The sequence below is a fragment of the Geotalea daltonii FRC-32 genome, from assembly GCF_000022265.1.
In the GTDB taxonomy this organism is placed as follows: Bacteria; Desulfobacterota; Desulfuromonadia; order Geobacterales; family Geobacteraceae; genus Geotalea; species Geotalea daltonii.
Map to the genome: position 1 here is coordinate 1,881,283 of NC_011979.1, position 18,481 is coordinate 1,899,763.

Consider the following 18,481-nt stretch of genomic DNA (forward strand, 5'->3'; position numbering starts at 1 on the left):
CGTTAAAGGTCGAATCCGCAGTAGGACAGGTTGAAGCTCTTATTGCACAGGGGAAAATCCGATATCTGCTGGCCGCGCAGGGCCATGGCCAGTCCCGGCCAGTTATGGAAAGATGGATCGACAATCTTGTAACGACTGAACCTGCCCGATTCGTCGGTCAGCGCCACATGACAGACCTCTCCTCGCCAGCCTTCGGTCAAGGCCACGGCAAGCCTTTCTCCGGCCGGCGCCCCCATATGGGTAGCATGGCGACCGCTGGGCAACTGACGCAGCTGTTCCTCCAGGAACTCCAGTGATTTTTCCGCTTCCAGCCATCTGACCAGAGTCCGCCCGTAAACGTCTCCGCTTCTGGCGGTAACCACGGGAATCTGGCTCATCTGATAGATGCCGAAAGGGAAATCCTGGCGTGTATCGGTGGCAATGCCACAGGCTCTTGCTGCTGGGCCGGTGAGGGCGAGCTCTTTGGCCGTTTCCCTGCTGACGGTACCAGTGGCTTCAAGGCGGGCAAGCACCGAAGGGGTCGCCCAGATAAGATCGACGGCATTGGTCAGATCTTTTCGCGCTGATGCCAGTCGCTGCAGGAGTTCGTCCGACTGTTTCCGGCTGCAGTCGAAGCCGGTACCGCCGGGGCGGATCAGCCCCCGGCTGAAGCGACTGCCGCAAAGGATGGCGCTCATATTGAGGAAATCGCCCCTGATACGGCCACAGTAGGACGAGGTGGGAAGGTAGCCGGTGTCGCCGGCGATGGCCCCCAGGTCCCCGGTATGATTTGCCAGTCGTTCCAGTTCCAGGCCGATACCCCGTAGTACCTCTGCCTTGGCCGGCAGATGAATATTGGCCAGAGACTCCAGGATCATGCAGTGGGCCCATGCGTGGCCGACGGTGGTGTCTCCGGCTATGGTTTCCATCTCATAGAGGGTTCGTGGTTTCGGTCCGCCGATCAATGCCGCTTCGATGCCCCGGTGCTGGTATCCCAGGGCTATTTCCAGGTGGAAAACCTCTTCGCCGTGGCATTGGAAACGGAAATGTCCCGGCTCTATCACTCCGGCATGGACCGGCCCGACTGCAACTTCGTGGACTTCCTCTCCCTCGACCCGGTAGAAATCGGTGACACCGGGGAGGATGGCGCTCCTGTCGGCTCGTCCCCAGGCATCGTAACCGGGCCTGAAGGATTGGTGGAAACGGAGCGGTTTGAACCAGGGGTGTCCTTCCGGTACTATCCCGAATTGCTCGGCGATTTCACGCTCGAAAAGATTGGCCTGTGGACAGTAAGGGGTAATGGAGGGAAAATTGCCGCTGCATTTGCTGCGCATCACTCCGATCAAGCCGTCGGCTCTGGCTGTTAGCACAACATAGAGATTAAGCTCGGCAGGGTTTCCTTCACCGAAAAAAGCGGAGATTTTCCAGCCGTGGTCTGCGGCGTTTATAATGGCCTGGAGAAATTCTTCCAGTCTCACCTCGGGGACTGCGGCAAGTGGTAAGGACTCGCCGTTGTAAAACGTCTTCATAAAGGAGGTGTCTGTCATGGCCGTACCTCCAAAAGCTGGGCCGATTGCTGCAGGAGTGCTTTCAGCGGGGCCGGCAGCCATAGCCCCAGTACCAGAATGATGGCCATCAGGAACAGGGGCGGCCCGACCGTAAGGAAGCTGTCACGATAGGAGGTCCTGGTGACGGCCGGTGTCATTCTGCCCATTACCACCGGCAGCACGGAGGAGGCCATACCGAGGAAGATGATGGCCAGGAAGAGCAGGAACAGGGCTCCGACCAGGGGTTGTTTTTGGCTGAAGATGCTGCTGACGATGGTGAATTCACTGAGAAACGGGCTGAAGGGGGGGGAGCCGGTGATGGCGATGAATCCTGCCAAAAAGAGCGCCCCCGACCATGGGACCCGGTGCAACGCTCCTTTCACCTGTTCACAATTCTTGCTGCCATAGGCCCGGTGAATATTCCCCGAGGTGAGGAACAGGACCCCTTTGGTCAGGCCGTTGTTGATGACGTGGAACAGCGCCCCGAAGAGGGCATCGCCACCTATCCCCAAGGCTATGGCCAAAATTCCCACGTGCTCCACGCTGGAATAGGCGAGCATTCTCTTGAAATCGGCCTGCCGCACGACAAACACGGCGGCGAAGGCCATTGAAACAAGACCCAGGACAATCATGGCATTGTGATAGAAGGCGGTTTCGCTGGCCCGCATGCAAACCTGGTAAACCCTGATGATGGCCAGGAAGGCGCAGTTAACCAGTCCCCCTGCCAGCAACGCTCCCACCAGGCCTGGAGCCTCTCCGTAAGCGTCCGGCTTCCAGGTGTGAAGCGGCGCCAGACCCATCTTCGTGCCGAAGCCTACCAGAAGGAAGATGAAGGCAGCATTTAGCCAGGCCGGTGAAAGCTGACCCGCTGAAGCGATCAGTGGTTCCAGCAGGAGCGTGGCTTCCTTTTGGGCGACAACGGTAGAGTAGGCAAGAAAGAAGAGGCCGAGCAGGGCCAGGGCGATGCCCACCGAACAGATGAGCATGTATTTCCAGGTGGCTTCAAGGGACCGGGCATTGCGGTTGAAGTAGATGAGAGGCGCCATGGTGAGGGTGGTGGCTTCCAGGGCAACCCAGAGTAGCCCCAGATGATGGGAAATGGTTACCAGGGTCATGGCGGACAGGCAGACGAGAAGCCCCATGCACAGGACGCGGTTTGATCGTTCCTGGCGGTGGGAGAGGTAGCCCACCGCATAGACGGCGCAGGTAAGGAAAAGAAGGGTCTCGACGCCGAGAAACAGTTTGCCGATCGGGTCCAGCACGAGCCATCCCCCCGGAGACGGGGCGGGGGGGGCAATGAATGCATCGACGGTCAGGCTCAGATGCAGAGCGGCAAAAAGGGGAAGCACCAGCGGCCGGTGGCGGTTGGAAGGTATGAACCAGGCCAGTAGTGCGCCGACCAGTGGTAGCAGAACCAGGCTGTAAAACATCTACTTACTCCTTCAGTGCGGTCAGCCGCGATGTATCTATGGAAGAAAACTCGTTGCTGATGTGATTGATGACAATGCCCATGACGAAGATGCCGACAAGCAGGTCGAGAAGAACCCCTGCCTCTACCATTACCGGCATGGCTGTCGACAGGAGCAGGCCGAAGATGAAGATGCCGTTTTCAAGGATCAGGTAGCCAATAACCTGGCTTATGGCTTTACGTCTGGTGGTCAGGGCGAGAAAACCGGTCATCATGGTGGCGATGGCCGCAGGGACAAAGAGAAGCCCCTGGTGCTCAGGCGCCAGCGGCAGTTTGGCAGCGAAGACAAAGGCAAGGGCGGTGGTTATGGCACCGATGATCAGTGTCGAAACATAGCCGATGAAGGGCTCCACCTCCCGCTTGATCTGGATCTTGTTCATGGCCCCGAAAAGAAGCCAGGGGATCATCACCCCTTTGGCCAGGATGATGCCGACGGTTATGGCTACCAGGTGCCAGGAAAAATGATGAATTATGCCGGGAAGTAGTCCCAGGACAACTCCTTGTACGGCAACGGCGCGGATGGCGATTGCCATTCGGCTTGAGCCGAGCACGAGGAAATTGATCAGCATGACGAACACCAGCAATTGATCGGCAAATATATTCATGGTCACCTCAGGATCAACAGCATTGAAAAGCCGGAAAGAATGCAGGCTGCAACCAGCAGCTGCGGAACACGGATAAGTCGAAGCCTGGCCATTATTGATTCCACGACCCCGATGGCCACTGCCAGCCCGAGCATGAGCAGGATGAAAATGCCCCAGTCGAGGATGGCGTTGCCGCTTTTCAGGGGCAGGGCGATATTGATGAAGAACGCCCCCATGACGAACAGTTTCATGGCCGCACCGTAGAGGATATAGGCAAAGGCGGGTCCGCTGTGATCAAGGACCATCACTTCGTGGATCATGGTCAGTTCCAGGTGGGTATTGGGATCATCGAACGGAATACGGCAGTTTTCCGCAAGAAGCACTATGAACAGCCCGCCGACGAGAAGAAGGAGTGCGGCGCCGGAGCTGAACCACATGGAGACCGACAGGTTGGACATCATTGGGGAAAGGGAAAGGGTGCCGCTCATCCTGCTCAGGGTCATCAGGGCAAAAAACAGCGTCGGTTCGGCGAGGCAGGCAAAGGTCGCTTCCCGGGCCGCGCCCATCCCCTCGAAGCTTGAACCGGTGTCAAGGGCCGCCAGGGTGGTGAAAAACCGTCCGAGGGCAAAGAGATAGGCAAAGAGTATCATGTCCCCGGCAAAGGCGATGGGAGCCTGATGGTTGCCCAGGGGGATCAACAAGGCTGCAACCAGAGTAGCGGCCAGGGTGATCACCGGCCCAGCGGTAAAGACCCAGGTGGTGGTGTCGCTGATTACCATACCCTTGCGGATCAGTTTTGCCAGGTCGTAGTAGTGTTGAAAATATGACGGGCCGATCCTGCCGGCAAAGGCGGCCTTGGTTTTTCCGATCACCCCGAGGAGGAGCGGCGGCATGAGGATGATGAGAAGTGCATGGATCAATATATCGGTCATGATGAAACCTCTGTCCGGCTAGGCTGGCACTCGTCTAGTAGGACCATGCCAGCAGCATCACCAGTGTGACGAAGATATAGAATACGTACAAATTCGGCTCGCCATGCTGCAGGCGGCGCATGAAAGAAAAGACCAGCCCGGCAAGCCGTACGAAAGGCAGCAGCAGTCTTTCGAGCACCGTTTCCGGGATGCGGCTGGAAAACCGCGAAGCAGCGGGGAGAAAGCCGCTGATTTTGGGTGTGGCATAGGCTGGCTGCAGAATGCCGCGGAAAAAGTGTACCAGCATTTCGGCAAAAGAGGTGGCGCTGTACTGAATTCGTGCAGAAGATTGCAGATATCCGCACCCCCAGGTGGATGAGGGAACCGGAGGATTCATCTTCAGCCGCCGCAGGTAAAGCGCGGCAAGGGCGATCATGACCAGGGCGAGGATCAGGCCGCATGCCTCCAGGAGACCCAGCGGTGCAAGAGAAGAAACGTCCGTTCCGGCCGCTAAAACTGAGGGGAATATTGCCAGAACCGGAATCTTGACAAGATTGACGGCGGAAAGGGGCAGCAGCCCTATCCCCAGACAGCATGCAGCCAGGAGCGCCATGGGGATGAGCATCGTCAACGGGGCATCATGCATTTCTGCCCGATCCGGAGAGCGGTTGTGGCCAAGAAAGGCAATGCCGCAGAGCCTTACGAAACAGGCGAGTGCCAGACTGCCGATGAGTGCCAGGGAAAAGATGGCAAGCCCCATGCTGGCAAAGACCGGGATGCCGGTACCATTGATGCCGGAGAAGAATCCCAGGTAGAGGAGGTATTCGGAAATGAAGCCATTGAGAGGCGGAAGACCGCAGATGGCGACACAGCCGATGAAGAAGAGAAGGGCAGTGCGAGGCATCTGCCTGGCAAGTCCTCCCATGCGCGAGAGTTCCCTGGTGCCGGCAGCATGAATTACCGCGCCGCTTCCAAGAAACAGCAGAGATTTGAAGAGGGAGTGGTTCAGCACATGGAGCAGACATCCCCCCATGCCCATCATTACCAGTGTGACATTTCCCACTGAGATGCCGATAAGGGCGGTGCCCAAGGCCATGGTGATGATGCCGATATTTTCAATGCTGCTATAGGCAAGAAGCCTTTTCAGATCTTGCTGGCCTATGGCGGAAATAACCCCGGCCAAGCCGGAAATGATACCCGCTCCGAGAATGACGAATCCCCACCAGAGAGGCACGGGAGAGAACGTGGAAAGGATGCGGATGATGCCGTAAATGCCCATCTTCAGCATTACACCTGACATCATGGCTGATACATGGCTCGGTCCATTGGCATGGGCAGCCGGAAGCCAGATATGGAGCGGCATGATGCCTGCCTTCATGCCGAAGCCGAACAGGGCGGTGAAGAAAATCACTGCTGCTCCAGGCCCCAGGGGGGACAGCGTTGCTGCGAGGGGAAAGGCAAATGAACCGGTCATCAGTCGGAGGATTATAAACATGACAAAAAGCGCCAGGGTTCCCACATGGGTGCAGACCAGATAGACGAATCCGGCTTTGCGCACCTCGTGATCCTCATTTTCAGCTGTGATGGCAAAATAGGCTGAGACGGCCATCACTTCCCAGGAGATGAGGAAGAAGACGCTGTTGCCGGCGGTGATGAGCAGCACCATTGATGATGAGAGGAGCCCGAGAAAAAAGCCGAGGAGTCTGGAGGTGCCGGCATGCTTGTCCGCAGGCCAGTAGCCGTTGGCATAAACGGCACAGGCGCCGGAAACGAGAAAAATGGGTATAAGGAAAAAAGCGGCCAGAGGGTCGATCCGGATTTCACAGGGGCCGAAGGGGAGGCTCCAGTCAATGACAAAGTACTCCGTCATGCCATTGACAGCGACAAAGACTGCTCCGCCCAGACCGCACAGGGAGGCGAAGCAGGCAAGAAGGGTTGTCAATTTTTGGGCGACGGCAGCGCCAAGGCGTGGGAAAAGGCCGGGAACTCCTGAAAGGCCGGCGAAAATTGCCCCTGTCATGATAATACGTGCAGGGTCAATCATCTCCGATGTATTCATGGTTTATACTCCTGTGGAATATTCAGCGGGCGTTTCCACCTGCCAGTTCGCCTTCTATCAATTTCACAGCGGCGATAATCTCGCTCTGTGGCCCCTGACGCTGCAGAACTGCCTTAAAACGCTGATCTCGCAGGATATACGCCAGTTTGGACAGAAGGTGCAGGTGAACCTTTACCGTGGGGCTGATGAGAAGAAAAATGGTATCTACGGGTTTATTATCAATGGCTTTGAAATCAATGGGATTGGTGAGGAAGCAGAGGGTGATCATGGCGGCATTCACGTGGAGCAGGATGGGATTTCTCACATGGGGGATGGCGATGCCGTCGCCGATGGCTGTGGTGCCAAGGGCTTCTCTAGCCATGAGCACCTGGAGGATGTAATCCCGATCTGCCTGGGGAGGGAACTTGAGGAGAGAGATAATGTTTTTCAGCACCTCGTCCTTGGTCTTTCCCTGAATATCATGATGGGTTCCCCCCGCTTTCAGGACCTGGGAAAGATGCGGCAGATGTATATCAGGTTCTTCGGGTTCGGCGAATATTTCGGGGGAAAGGTTCAGGCGCTGTTCTGTGGCCAATTCAAGAAGGTCCACCCGGTTCAGGCGGTATTCTTCATTGACCGTGCATGCTGAAATCTGGTCCTTTTTTATCCATCGCAAAACGGTTTTTTCCGGGACATGAAGCAGTTTCGCCGCTTGGGAAACGGTCAGGAGCATGTCAATTCCTTATCAAACGCATTGGGGCTAATACTTGACAGATTTTGTAATGATATATCCCTTCATGGGGCAGATGTCAACAATTAGGTGGAGTTTCTGGAGCGTCAAATGTGCATTGGTGCAGGTGCCGGCAACCATTCGAGGAAAAATCTTGACACGGAAAGGCCCATTCAATATATTCCACTGCTGTAAAGGGGAGTAGCTATCGACCGGTTTATGGTCGACCCATAGCCCGTCAATACGGTGGCGACACCCGGGCATGGGGCATTTCTTCTGCATGCAAGACCTTTATCTGAAGCGACCATCTGCGCCGAAGGTAAAGGTTTTTTTATTTCTTCAGCTTTTCTGATTTGACAATTCAAGGCAGCTCATTTACTGGCAAAGGAGTTTATAAAATGGAATGGTTGACAGACCCACAGGTTTGGTTGGCGCTTGTAACACTGACGGCACTTGAGATCGTGCTTGGCATCGACAACATCATCTTTATTTCCATACAGGCGGGAAAACTCCCCGTCCACCAACAAGAGAAGGCCAGGCTGGTGGGACTGGGCCTTGCCATGTTTATCCGGATCGTTTTGCTCTTTTCTCTTGCCTGGCTGATGGGGCTGACAGCTCCACTTTTTTCCATTCTGAATAATGAGATTTCCGGTCGCGATCTGATTCTCATTTGCGGCGGGTTATTTCTGCTCTGGAAGAGCACCATGGAAATCCATGAAAAACTGGAAGGGGAAGAAGGTCATGCCTCGGCCAAAGGCGGAATAACTTTTGCCAGTGTCATCATTCAGATTCTGATGCTGGATATAGTCTTTTCCCTTGATTCGATCATCACTGCGCTGGGGATGGCCAACAGGGTGGGGGTAATGGTTGCGGCGGTTGTTGTCGCCGTCTTCTTCATGATGCTTTTCTCGGGAAAGATCAGTGCTTTTGTCGATAGACATCCAACCATAAAGATGCTTGCTCTCTCATTTCTGATTCTGATCGGGGTGGCTTTGATCGGCGATGGTTTCGATATGCACATTCCCAAGGGCTATATCTATTTCGCCATGGCATTTTCGGTGATTGTGGAGATGCTTAATTTAAGGATGAGGCGACAGGGAGCGCCGGTGAAGCTGCATCAGCCATATGTGGCAGAGCAGTCAGAGGGGCAGGACAAATAGCTGTTGGTAGGAAATCTATTCCGGGATCACTTGTCCGGCGATGGCTGTTTCCTGGGGCCAGAACCGACGTTGCAGTTCTTCCATCAGGGGGGCCAGGCTCTTTCGGTCGGCAGCAGAAATAGCGATTGCGCTAAGCCGCCGCGAAGCCTGGCGCACCTTCATGGCGGTCAAGGGATCCTTCTTCTTCATCTCGGTGAGGAGGTCCGTCTTGTTGAAAACCAGCAGTCTCGGTTTTGTCTCCAGCTCCAGTTCATCAAGTATTGTTTCCACCTGGGAAATGTGCTCCTCGAAGCGTGGGTTTGAACAATCAACCAAGTGGAGCAGCAGATCGGCATCCTGCAATTCTTCCAGGGTGGCCTTGAATGCACCCATCAGCGACTTGGGAAGCGAGCGGATGAAACCGACGGTGTCGGTGATGATTACTTCCCGGTCACGGGGAAAGCGGAGCCTCCTGGTGGATGTATCGAGGGTGGCGAAAAGCAGGTTTTCAGTGAAGACATCGCTCTGGGTAAGGGTGTTGAGCAGGGTCGATTTGCCGGCATTGGTGTAGCCGACGATGGAAATGATCGGCAGCCCGGCCTTGACCCGTTTTTGCCGACGCTGATAGCGTCCGTGGGAGAGTTCCTTCAGTTCCTTTTCCAGGCGAGCGATCCTGTCGCGGATCCTTCTTCTGTCCATTTCCAGCTTTGTCTCACCCGGCCCACGGCCGCCTATGCCCCCCATCAACCGGGACATCTGTACTCCCCGCCCGGTGAGGCGCGGCAGCAGGTATTTGAGCTGCGCCAATTCAACCTGCACCTTGCCGTCAAGGCTCTGGGCCCGCCGGGCGAAGATATCCAGAATAAGCTGGCTGCGGTCGATGACCTTAAGTTCGGTCATGGCGGAAATAGACCTTATTTGGGTCGGACTGAGTTCCTGATCGAAAACGAGAAGTGATGCCCCGAGCTGGAGAGCGCGGATCACCACGTCGCGCATCTTGCCTTCTCCCATGAGAAAGCGGGGGTTGAACTGACGTGGGCGCTGAATGACCGTATCGAGCACCTCTACACCTGCAGTTCTGGCTAATTCCTTCAACTCCTCTATGGAGTCCTCTGCCTCATCAAGGGATGCCTTTGTTACCGAAATGAGAATACCCCGCTCTTCTCCCTTCATTATCACCCGCGTCCCGTTGGCAGCTTGGTGAAGAGAGGACTCGAGAGTTTCGACAAAGCTGGCAAAGTCAAGCTCGAAGCGGCTGAATGGCTGCGGGCGCTCGGTTCTGTAAGGGGCTTTGCCAGGGGTGTGGGGGGCGAGGTAGGCGGTTTGAATGGAAAACTGCCCCTCCACCGGGGAGATCTGCAAGGCGGCTATCAGGTCGAGCCGGAGCAACGCCAGGTCGGTAAGATCGTCATCGGTCAGCGATTCTCCCTTCAGGTGGGTATGGATCAGGCGCAATTCCCGCAGGAGCTTCTTGCCCAGTGGGTAGTCGGAAAGTTCAGGGATGTAGAGCCCCCGTTCATCGCCGACGATGACGTATTCCACATCGCCGGAACGGTTGACCAGCAGCCCCAGTTGGCGTCGTATCTCCCTGGATAGTTCCACCAACTCCCTGGCAAGGTCCAGGGTTATTACTTCTTCCGGGGGGACGCGTCGGCGGTAGAGCCTTTCCAATCCTTTATGCTGGCTCGGTTTCAAGCCGGTGAGATTGCCATGCAGTTGTTTTATGTGAGTTCTCCCGACAGCGAGGAATAAAAATCAGAGACCAATTATATTATACCCGGAATCGACGAAATGTATCTCCCCGGTGACACCGCGGGCCAGGTCGCTGGAGAGGTAGATTGCCGCTCCGGCCACATCCTCCTGGGTGATATTGCGGCGTAGCGGCGCCTTTGATGCCACGTGGCCTGCTATCTGGTTGAAGCCGCCGACACCCGATGATGCCAAAGTGCGCAACGGACCGGCGGAAATGGCATTGACCCTTACCCCTTCCGGTCCCACTGCTTCGGCAAGGTAGCGGATGCTCATTTCCAGTGCGGCCTTGGCGACTCCCATCACATTGTAATTGGGGAACACCTTCTGTCCGCCATAATAAGTGAGCGCCAGGATGCTGCCGTTGCTCTTCTCAAGTAGCGGCATGGCTTCCCTTGAAAGGGCGATGAGGGAGTAGGCGCTGATGTCCAGAGCCATGGCGAAGCCTTCCCTGGTCGTATTGAGAAATGATCCTTTCAGTTCATCCTTGTTGGCGAAGGCGATCGAGTGGACTAGGATGTCGAGCCCTCCCCACTTCTTTTCAACCTTGGCCATGACAGCCTTTATGTCATCGTCGTTCCTCACATCACATGGCAATGTCATTGCTGCATCGATACTTTCAGCGAGGGGAATCACCCTCTTGGCCACCGCTTCATTGGCATAGGCAAGGGCAACTTCTGCTCCCTGCTGCCGGAAAGACTCCGCTATGGCCCAGGCGATGCTCTTGTCATTGGCTACGCCGAATATCAGCGCTTTTTTCCCTTTCAATAAACCCATTCTGCACCCTCCTCAAATCTACTTTCAGATGAGGCCCTACAAAACTCTGGCGGGGCCGATGCTTATTGCCTCTCGCTTTAAGGTCAGGTCGATCCGGTACGCTGTGCTGTCTCTTGCTTGCACCGTTCATATCGGCCGGCCCATCATGTTTTGTAAAGCCTCAGATTTATCTGTCATTTCCACAACGAACGGCGATATTAGTAAAAAATCACCTTTTTGGCAAGAAATATGGCCGCATTGTGGTTTAATAACATTGGAGGAGACCGGCTGTGGGTGAAAAGTTTTCCGAGATTGTGGAGGAAACCGAGAAGCGTGCCCGCATTGCCCATGTGGACAATGCGGTGCTGAGCCTTTGCCGGTTGCTGGCTAAAATGGCAGGCTGCAGCTGGGCCATTGTTTACCTGCTTGATCGGGAACGCCGGGAATTCACCCAGGGACGTTCCTGCGATTTCCCTTCCGCGCGGCTCGACCTGCTCAAGGACATTCCCTTGATGCCTGGCAAGGCCCCTCTTCTGAAAAAGCTTTTACGGGAACGGGGCCACCTTCTCCCCGATGAGCCGGCAGGCGCGTTGCTGTTCACGCCGCTGCTCAATCGGTTTAAAGAGGAGTTCAATCTGCTTGTGGTGCCGATGAAAGTGAACAATCAGATGACGGGTGCTGCCCTGGTCGCCAGGGCGCTGGTTCAACAACCCTTCAGCGGGTCCGACATAGGTCTGATCCAGGATATTGTTGCCAATGCCGCACTTGCGGTCAGCTATTCAACCCTGTTGGATGAATCGCTGGATCTGGCCGTTGACATGGGCAGACGGCTGGATATCATCTTTGCCCTGGACGAGATCAACAAGGCGATTTCATCTTCCCTGAGCCGGGAAAAAATCATTGCCTCGGCCATGCAGAACATCGAACGGCTCATTCAGTGCGATCTGGTGGTCCTGTTCGGAACGGAAAACGGCTCCTTGTCGATTATGGCATCAGCCTGTTTTTCTGCAGAACTGCCCCATGAGCTGAAGAGCGGAGCTCGTCCGGAATTGGGCGGAAGTTGCGTTGATCAAGCATATGTCAAGGGGGAGAGCTGCTATATAAGCAGCCTGAGGGACTTGAAGAAGCTGCCTTACCTGGACAACCTCCTCCGGGAGACGGGCATGCAGTCTCTGATCGCTATTCCCATGGTCAGCAAGGAAAAAGTCAATGGCGTGCTGCTTCTTGGCGATTGCGATACCGATCGTTTTATGCAGGATGACGTCTTTGCCGTGGAGAAGATTGCCGGGCAGATAGCTGTGGCGCTGGTGAATGCGAACCTTTATGAAGACCTGGAGAATCTCTTTATCGGTACCGTCGCAAGCCTGGCCAATGCCATAGATGCCAAATCGGCCTGGACCAAAGGGCACTCCGAGAGGGTCATGCGCGTTGCCGGTGATCTTGCGAGGGCTCTCAAACTGGACGAAGCGACCATCGAGAGGGTGAAGATAGGAGGCCTCCTCCATGATATCGGTAAAATCGGCATAATAGAGGCACTACTGGAAAAGCCGGAAAAAATCGCCGAGGACGATTTTCCTCCCATGCGCCTTCACCCGGAAAAGGGGGTCGCGATACTTGCTCCCATAGAGCAGTTGAAGGGGGTATTGCCCGGTATACTGCACCATCATGAGCGCTACGACGGCACCGGGTATCCAGACCAACTGAAGGGCGAGGCGATCCCTCTGGAGGCGCGGATCATAACCGTGGCCGATTCCTTTGATGCCATGGTTTCAGTGCGTCCATACAAAAAGGGCTATACGGTGGAGGATGCCTTGCAGGAATTGCAGAGATGTGCCGGGACCCAATTCGATCCGGTGGTGGTGGCTTGTTTTTGTGACCATATGAAGCAAAAGCTCAAGAGATTATAGCTTATCTCGCCGCTCCAGTTGTAGGTCAGTCTTCGGCGGCAAGTATTTCGGCTGGGAGGGTGGCAGCGGAGTCATTGGTCAATGGGGTCTTTTCAGCCTCCAGCCTGGCCAGCCGCGTTTCGATTTCCCCAAGTCTCCGGTCAGCCTCTTCAGCCAGGATGAGAGTCCGGTCGACCTTGCCCTTTATGCTGAAGATGACAAAGGGCAGAATGAACCAGATAACAGTCAGGAAAAATCCGAGAATAGACGCCATCATCATAAAGCCGCCGAAGATTTCCATGCAGCACTCCTTCGTCTTGCGGGTTAGCAGGTTCCGTCCGGAAACTCCGGATGAGAAACTAGTGGTTTCCGGATGGAAACCAGCTATAGCAGTGCCTGTTCCAGTGCCCTGGCCAACTGATCCGGACATGAGGTGTCTCCCTGGCAGGCAATACCCTTAAGCCTTCTGATTGCCTCTTCAACGGCCATCCCCTTGACCAGTGCACCGACTGCCTGGGTGTTTCCGGCGCAACCATCGATAAAAGCGGCTGATTGTATTACGCCGTTGTCAATTTCAATATCAATCCTTGATGCACAGGTGCCTAATGTATTATATCTTATCTGCATGCTATTTCTCCTTGTCGACATCAGGATATAGCTTTGACCGCCGAAAATGTCAATGTAGAGAATTAAATTGCCTGTTTTAATTTGGAAAGTCCGGCAAATTTTGATAAAAGATACCGCAGGAAAAATCTCACAGGGAGAGCTACATGTTCGGCTGGCTGAAGAAGAAGGATGGTCGGATACTTGCTTTCGAGAGCAACGCAGCAGCTTTCGACTATGCATGCACGAACTTGCCGAACAAGCTGCTGTTGGAATCGGTTGTCCCTGCCATGGTTGAAGCGGTCGGGGCCATTGGCTCGGAAGGGGAACGGAATTTTCAGCTTCGCATCGCAGACAAAACCGGCGGTTGGGAAATGTGGGGCTGTACCCTGAAAGGCGCGCCATCCTGCCCCGAGGTTGGTGAGCTGGTCGGATTCAGAATTGTCAGGATAGCCTCAGAACTTCCGGCCGGCATGAATGTTATCGGATACATTGCGGTAAAATTGGCGCCGGTGCTGGTTCCGGGCAAAGGCTGGAAAATTGACCGGTCCTATGTTCCCGACAACATAAAACAAACCATTCGTTTCTAATAACTTTCAGGAGGAGTACCCCATGAACAAGTTTCTGCTTTTTTTTACTGCCTGTCTGCTTGTCGTTGGTTTTGTCGAGGCCGGCTTTGCCGTCGAATCCAGCACATGTCGCTGCACTAATGGAATTGTTTCCACTGGCGATGCCATGGTTGAAGTGATCGCCAAATGCGGTGAACCGACAATGAAGACCCAGCGCGAGGAGAAAAGGCTTGGGCCGGACAAAAAAGGTTTCAGTATCGTCACCATCGATGAGTGGAATTATAACTTCGGCCCCAATGCCTTCATGTATGCCTTCAGGTTTGTCGATGGCCGGGTTGAGCGGATCGACAGTCTTGACTACGGATATTGAGCTGGTTTTAGGCACCTGCTAAGCAAGTGCACTCAAAATAGCGTCTAATTCCGCTTTCTTGTATAGCAGTCGTTTATCTACAGCACCATGAAAACCATGGACGGCAAAATCCTGCATTACCGGGTCGGTGGGATCACCGCTCATGACGAAACCCTTTGCTGCCGGATCAACATCCAGCAAGCGTTTCATGGTCTCCTTGCCCCCCATACCCCCGGGGATGTTGAGATCGAGAAAAACAGCGATGTATGGCCTATCCCCCTTGCAGGCGGCAACATATGCTTTCACTGCCGCTGCCCCGTCGGCGACACAGGTTACATCATATCCGGCCTTGCTTAGCGTCTGCTCGGCGATAAAACGGATCATTTCGTCGTCGTCCATGACGAGTATCTTCCTTGCCGGTTTTGCCCCCGGGTTTTCCATTCTCCGCCTTTCAACCCGTTAGTCGGGCCAGAAACGCTTTCTCTTTTGAATAATAAAAATTATATTTTTACCGTGGCCGATTGCCCGGAGCGGCAATACGCTACCGGCAAAGATGTCGGTATGGAAACACAGGGAAGAGGACAATGTCAAAGGAAAAAATAGCGGTAACACCTGCAGTGCGCATGCTTCGCGCCGAAAAAGCCCGGTTCGTCCCCCATCTATACAATTACGAGGAAAAGGGGGGCACGGCCGTATCCGCACGAGAACTGGGAGTTGATGAACATTGCATCATAAAGACACTGATTATGGAGGATGACGCCAGGCAGCCCCTGGTTGTGCTCATGCATGGGGATTGCCAGGTTTCCACCAAGGAACTGGCCAGGGTCCTGGGGGTGAAGAGTGTTGCTCCCTGCAGCCCGGAGGTTGCCAACCGGCATTCGGGGTATCTGGTAGGTGGTACCTCCCCATTCGGTACACGGCGTACCATGCCGGTTTATATGGAAGAGACCATTCATGAGCTGCCACAGATATACATCAACGGCGGCAAACGGGGCTTTCTCGTTGCCATGGACCCACAGGAGGTGGAGCGACTGCTGAAGCCCGTCCTGGTAAGGGTGGGGATATGACGGTGATTGGTGATTGGTGATTGGTGATTGGTGATTGGTGAGGGGTGATTGATGAGGGGTGATTGATGAGGGGTGAGGGGTGAGGGGTGAGGGGTGAGACGATGGATGACATGTTCTTTCGGGCTGCCGAGGCTGTCAGGAACGCCGGGGCGCTGGTGATAACGGCCGGTGCCGGGATGGGGGTGGATTCGGGACTTCCCGACTTCCGCGGGGACAAGGGCTTCTGGCAGGCCTATCCCATGTATGAACGGCTCGGCATCAGCTTCATCGGCGCTGCCAATCCTGAACATTTCGAGCGGGATCCCGCCTTTGGCTGGGGTTTTTACGGCCACCGCACCAACCTTTATCGCCAAACCGTTCCCCATGCCGGATTCTCCCTCCTCAGGTCCTGGGTTGAGCGTTTCAATCTTGATCATTTCGTCGTCACCTCCAACGTGGACGGCCAATTCCAGAAGGCGGGCTTTCCTGAAGACCGTATTTGGGAGGTTCACGGCTCCATCCACCATCTCCAGTGCACGGCACCATGTTCCCTCAATATCTGGGGCAACCGGGAGAGCATCCCGGTAGATACGGATACCATGCGTGCCCGCTCCATCCCACGCTGCATCAGCTGCAAAGGGGTCGCCCGGCCCAATATCCTCATGTTCGGCGACTACGGCTGGATCAGCGCCCGTACCGATCGCCAGGAAGGGCGCTTCGAAGAATTCCTGGATTCCGCCAGGCAGAAGCCCATGGTGGTAATCGAAATGGGAGCAGGAACGGCCATTCCCACCATCCGCCATCTAAGCGAGCACCTGGGCTCAAGGAAAGGCGTCACCCTTGTCCGCATAAATCCCCGTGAAGCGCAGGTTGCAGTCCCCCACCTGTCCCTGGCATGTGGAGCCCTGGAGGGAGTGACAGCCATAAACGGTTCCATGTGAGACCTGGAGAAAATCTTCCGGTCCTAAAATTACCTTGCCTTTTCCTCTTCCTGTGTTAAAATGCCCAAAATTTAGGCACATCCAATCAGTTCACCGGTTATCATTGAAAACTTTGCTTTCTCTCGGCTCACTGCAGCTGGAAAACAACCTTATCCTCGCTCCCATGGCTGGCCTTACCAATCTTCCCATGCGTATCCTCGCCCGGGAATGCGGTGCCGCTCTCACTTTTACCGAAATGATCAGCGTCAACGGCCTGGTCCGGGAAGGGAAGAAAACCTTCGATCTTTTGCGCAGAGATCCCATGGATCGCCCCATGGGCATCCAGATCTTCGGCGACGACCCTCAGCTCTTGGCTGAAGGGGCGCGGCTCGTGGAGCAATACGGCGAGCTGATCGACATCAACATGGGTTGTCCGGTGCGCAAGGTGGTGGGCAGCGGCGCCGGCAGTGCCCTGTTGCGAGAGCCGGCAAAGGTGGGGATGATTATCAAGGCAGTGCGCAAGGCGACTTCCCTGCCATTGACCATCAAGATCCGCACCGGCTGGGGGGCCGCCGATCATACCTTCCTCGAGATCGGGCGAATTGCCGAGGCCGAAGGTGTTGATGGAGTGACTCTGCATCCCCGCAGCCGAGCCCAGATGTTCGAGGGTCATGCCGACTGGTCCAGGATCAGGGAATTGAAAGAGGCGCTTTCCATACCGGTCATCGGCAGCGGCGACATCTTCACTGCCGCCGACGTGGTTGCCATGATCGACCAGACCGGCTGCGACGGAGTCATGGTCGCCCGCGGCGGATTGGGTAATCCTTGGCTTTTCAGGGAGGCTCTGGCCCTGTTGTCGGGGAACGAACCAATACCCCCGACCGCTGCCGAAAAGCGGTCGCTGGCTTTGCGGCACCTGGATCTTTTCCTGGAGGCAACCGGTGAACATGTTGCGGTCAGAGAAATGCGCAAGCACCTATCCTGGTATGCCAAGGGGATGCCGGGCGCAGCCCATTTTCGTGCCATGATCAATCACATTGAAGACAGAACGGCACTGATAGCGGCACTGGAGGATTTCTTCTCGGAGCCTGCACATGCCCATTGAGCATCTTGAGGAATACTATGCCAACGTCATCGACAGCGTCGGCGATGGGGTGATCGTTCTTGATATCCAGGGGCTGGTGACGCTGCTCAACCCGGCAGCCGAAGAGATGGTCGGCATTTCCCTGCGCCAGGCCCGAAAGGCGCACTTTTCAGACCTGTTCAAGGGTGAGGAGATCCTGCTGGACATGGTGCATAAGACGGCACAGACCGGCATGACCATCTCCGACCACGAAAACATCATTCTGAAGAAGGTGGGCAGGCTGATACCGGTGAGCGCCACCACGTCGCCGCTGATGAAGGCTGACGGCGACAGGATCGGCACCATCCTTATCCTGCGGGATCTGACCAATATCCGCGAGCTGGAAGATGCTGTCCGCCAGGCAGACCGGCTTTCTTCACTGGGGGCACTGGCTGCCGGCCTTGCCCATGAAATAAAAAACCCTCTGGGGGGAATCAAGGGGGCGGCGCAGCTCCTGGAGATGGAGCTGCCGGACAATCCCGAGTTGCGTGATTATACCAGGGTAATGCTGAAGGAAGTGCAGCGGGTCAATCGCATCGTCGAGGATCTCCTGGCCCTGGCGTCTCCCCGCAAACTGGAACTTTCCAAGGTCAACCTGCACAAGGTCCTTGGGGACATCCTCCTTTTGCAGAAGAGGGCAGTTGACGGGCGCAGGATTACCTTTATCCAGCAGTTCGATCCCAGCATCCCTCCCATATTAGCCGATGAATCGCTGTTGACGCAGCTTTTTCTCAACCTGATCAAGAATGCCGTGGAGGCGGTGGGGGATGGAGGGCAGGTGAAGGTGAAGAGCCGCATCCTCTCGGACTACAGCATGATGCCCAAAGGGGAGGGCCGCTCCCGCCTGGTGGCCATCGACGTGTGCGACGACGGCCCCGGCATCGACAAGGAAGAGCTGGATCATCTTTTTACCCCGTTCTACACCACAAAGAGCAAGGGTACCGGTCTCGGGCTTGCCATCTGCCAGAAGATCATCGCCGAGCACCGGGGCATGATCAGGGTAGATTCGGAGCCCGGCAAGGGGACGGCATTCACGGTGATGCTGCCGTTAATTTAAAAAACGTTCGGAGTTCGGCGTTCGAGG

Annotated in this window: 19 protein-coding genes; 8 read left to right on the forward strand and 11 right to left on the reverse strand. The window is 55.4% G+C overall.

The features are described from left to right. Positions 1-2 precede the first annotated feature (2 nt). The 6 genes from GEOB_RS08460 to GEOB_RS08485 are packed head-to-tail and all read right to left on the reverse strand — an operon-like array spanning position 3 to position 7,260. Positions 3-1,526: a hydrogenase large subunit gene (locus GEOB_RS08460; RefSeq protein ID WP_012646787.1), complete on the reverse strand. Its 1,524-nt coding sequence runs from the start codon at positions 1,524-1,526 to the stop codon at positions 3-5. Next, positions 1,523-2,956: a proton-conducting transporter transmembrane domain-containing protein gene (locus tag GEOB_RS08465; RefSeq protein ID WP_012646788.1), complete on the reverse strand. Its 1,434-nt coding sequence runs from the start codon at positions 2,954-2,956 to the stop codon at positions 1,523-1,525. The genes GEOB_RS08460 and GEOB_RS08465 overlap by 4 nt, the downstream gene beginning before the upstream one ends. 4 nt (positions 2,957-2,960) lie before the next feature. Further along, positions 2,961-3,599, reverse strand: coding sequence for a hydrogenase (locus GEOB_RS08470; protein WP_012646789.1), 639 nt, complete (start codon positions 3,597-3,599; stop codon positions 2,961-2,963). A gap of 2 nt (positions 3,600-3,601) precedes the next feature. Beyond that, positions 3,602-4,510, reverse strand: a complete 909-nt coding sequence (locus GEOB_RS08475; RefSeq protein WP_012646790.1) for a respiratory chain complex I subunit 1 family protein — start codon at positions 4,508-4,510, stop codon at positions 3,602-3,604. Positions 4,511-4,544: 34 nt separating this feature from the next. Further along, positions 4,545-6,548: a proton-conducting transporter transmembrane domain-containing protein gene (locus tag GEOB_RS08480; protein ID WP_012646791.1), complete on the reverse strand. Its 2,004-nt coding sequence runs from the start codon at positions 6,546-6,548 to the stop codon at positions 4,545-4,547. A 22-nt stretch (positions 6,549-6,570) separates the two neighbouring features. After that, positions 6,571-7,260, reverse strand: coding sequence for a PTS sugar transporter subunit IIA (locus GEOB_RS08485; protein WP_012646792.1), 690 nt, complete (start codon positions 7,258-7,260; stop codon positions 6,571-6,573). 395 nt (positions 7,261-7,655) lie between these two features. Between GEOB_RS08485 and GEOB_RS08490 the strand changes: the two genes are divergently transcribed. Beyond that, complete coding sequence (locus GEOB_RS08490; protein WP_012646794.1) at positions 7,656-8,417, forward strand: TerC family protein; 762 nt, start codon at positions 7,656-7,658, stop codon at positions 8,415-8,417. A gap of 15 nt (positions 8,418-8,432) precedes the next feature. On the opposite strand, the gene hflX is transcribed toward GEOB_RS08490, so the two are convergent. Beyond that, positions 8,433-10,091, reverse strand: coding sequence for a GTPase HflX (gene hflX, locus GEOB_RS08495; RefSeq protein ID WP_012646795.1), 1,659 nt, complete (start codon positions 10,089-10,091; stop codon positions 8,433-8,435). A 60-nt stretch (positions 10,092-10,151) separates the two neighbouring features. After that, positions 10,152-10,922 (reverse strand): enoyl-ACP reductase FabI, encoded by a 771-nt coding sequence (locus GEOB_RS08500; protein WP_012646796.1) that lies wholly within the window; start codon positions 10,920-10,922, stop codon positions 10,152-10,154. 269 nt (positions 10,923-11,191) lie between these two features. Between GEOB_RS08500 and GEOB_RS08505 the strand changes: the two genes are divergently transcribed. Next, positions 11,192-12,808: an HD domain-containing phosphohydrolase gene (locus GEOB_RS08505; RefSeq protein WP_012646797.1), complete on the forward strand. Its 1,617-nt coding sequence runs from the start codon at positions 11,192-11,194 to the stop codon at positions 12,806-12,808. Positions 12,809-12,833: 25 nt separating this feature from the next. Here the strand turns inward: GEOB_RS08505 and GEOB_RS08510 are convergent, their stop codons facing one another. Both GEOB_RS08510 and GEOB_RS08515 read right to left on the reverse strand, forming a co-directional pair. Beyond that, on the reverse strand, positions 12,834-13,088 hold the full coding sequence (locus GEOB_RS08510) for a hypothetical protein (RefSeq protein WP_012646798.1): 255 nt from the start codon (positions 13,086-13,088) through the stop codon (positions 12,834-12,836). Between the two features lie 83 nt (positions 13,089-13,171). After that, positions 13,172-13,414 (reverse strand): TIGR03905 family TSCPD domain-containing protein, encoded by a 243-nt coding sequence (locus tag GEOB_RS08515; protein WP_012646799.1) that lies wholly within the window; start codon positions 13,412-13,414, stop codon positions 13,172-13,174. Positions 13,415-13,557: 143 nt separating this feature from the next. Between GEOB_RS08515 and GEOB_RS08520 the strand changes: the two genes are divergently transcribed. Both GEOB_RS08520 and GEOB_RS08525 read left to right on the forward strand, forming a co-directional pair. After that, on the forward strand, positions 13,558-13,980 hold the full coding sequence (locus tag GEOB_RS08520) for a hypothetical protein (protein WP_012646800.1): 423 nt from the start codon (positions 13,558-13,560) through the stop codon (positions 13,978-13,980). Positions 13,981-14,002: 22 nt separating this feature from the next. Continuing rightward, a complete protein-coding gene (locus tag GEOB_RS08525; RefSeq protein WP_012646801.1) occupies positions 14,003-14,329 on the forward strand; it encodes a DUF2845 domain-containing protein in 327 nt (108 codons plus the stop codon). 18 nt (positions 14,330-14,347) lie between these two features. Here the strand turns inward: GEOB_RS08525 and GEOB_RS08530 are convergent, their stop codons facing one another. Continuing rightward, a complete protein-coding gene (locus tag GEOB_RS08530; protein ID WP_012646802.1) occupies positions 14,348-14,749 on the reverse strand; it encodes a response regulator in 402 nt (133 codons plus the stop codon). A gap of 143 nt (positions 14,750-14,892) precedes the next feature. On the opposite strand from GEOB_RS08530, the gene ybaK reads away from it, so the two are divergent. The 4 genes from ybaK (at position 14,893) to GEOB_RS08550 (ending at position 18,454) form a co-directional block, all read left to right on the forward strand. Next, complete coding sequence (ybaK, locus tag GEOB_RS08535; protein ID WP_012646803.1) at positions 14,893-15,375, forward strand: Cys-tRNA(Pro) deacylase; 483 nt, start codon at positions 14,893-14,895, stop codon at positions 15,373-15,375. Positions 15,376-15,476: 101 nt separating this feature from the next. Then, positions 15,477-16,295: an SIR2 family NAD-dependent protein deacylase gene (locus GEOB_RS08540; protein WP_012646804.1), complete on the forward strand. Its 819-nt coding sequence runs from the start codon at positions 15,477-15,479 to the stop codon at positions 16,293-16,295. A 103-nt stretch (positions 16,296-16,398) separates the two neighbouring features. Further along, a complete protein-coding gene (dusB, locus tag GEOB_RS08545) occupies positions 16,399-17,379 on the forward strand; it encodes a tRNA dihydrouridine synthase DusB (protein ID WP_012646805.1) in 981 nt (326 codons plus the stop codon). Then, positions 17,369-18,454: a two-component system sensor histidine kinase NtrB gene (locus GEOB_RS08550; RefSeq protein WP_012646806.1), complete on the forward strand. Its 1,086-nt coding sequence runs from the start codon at positions 17,369-17,371 to the stop codon at positions 18,452-18,454. The genes dusB and GEOB_RS08550 overlap by 11 nt, the downstream gene beginning before the upstream one ends. The last annotated feature ends 27 nt before the right edge of the window (positions 18,455-18,481 follow it).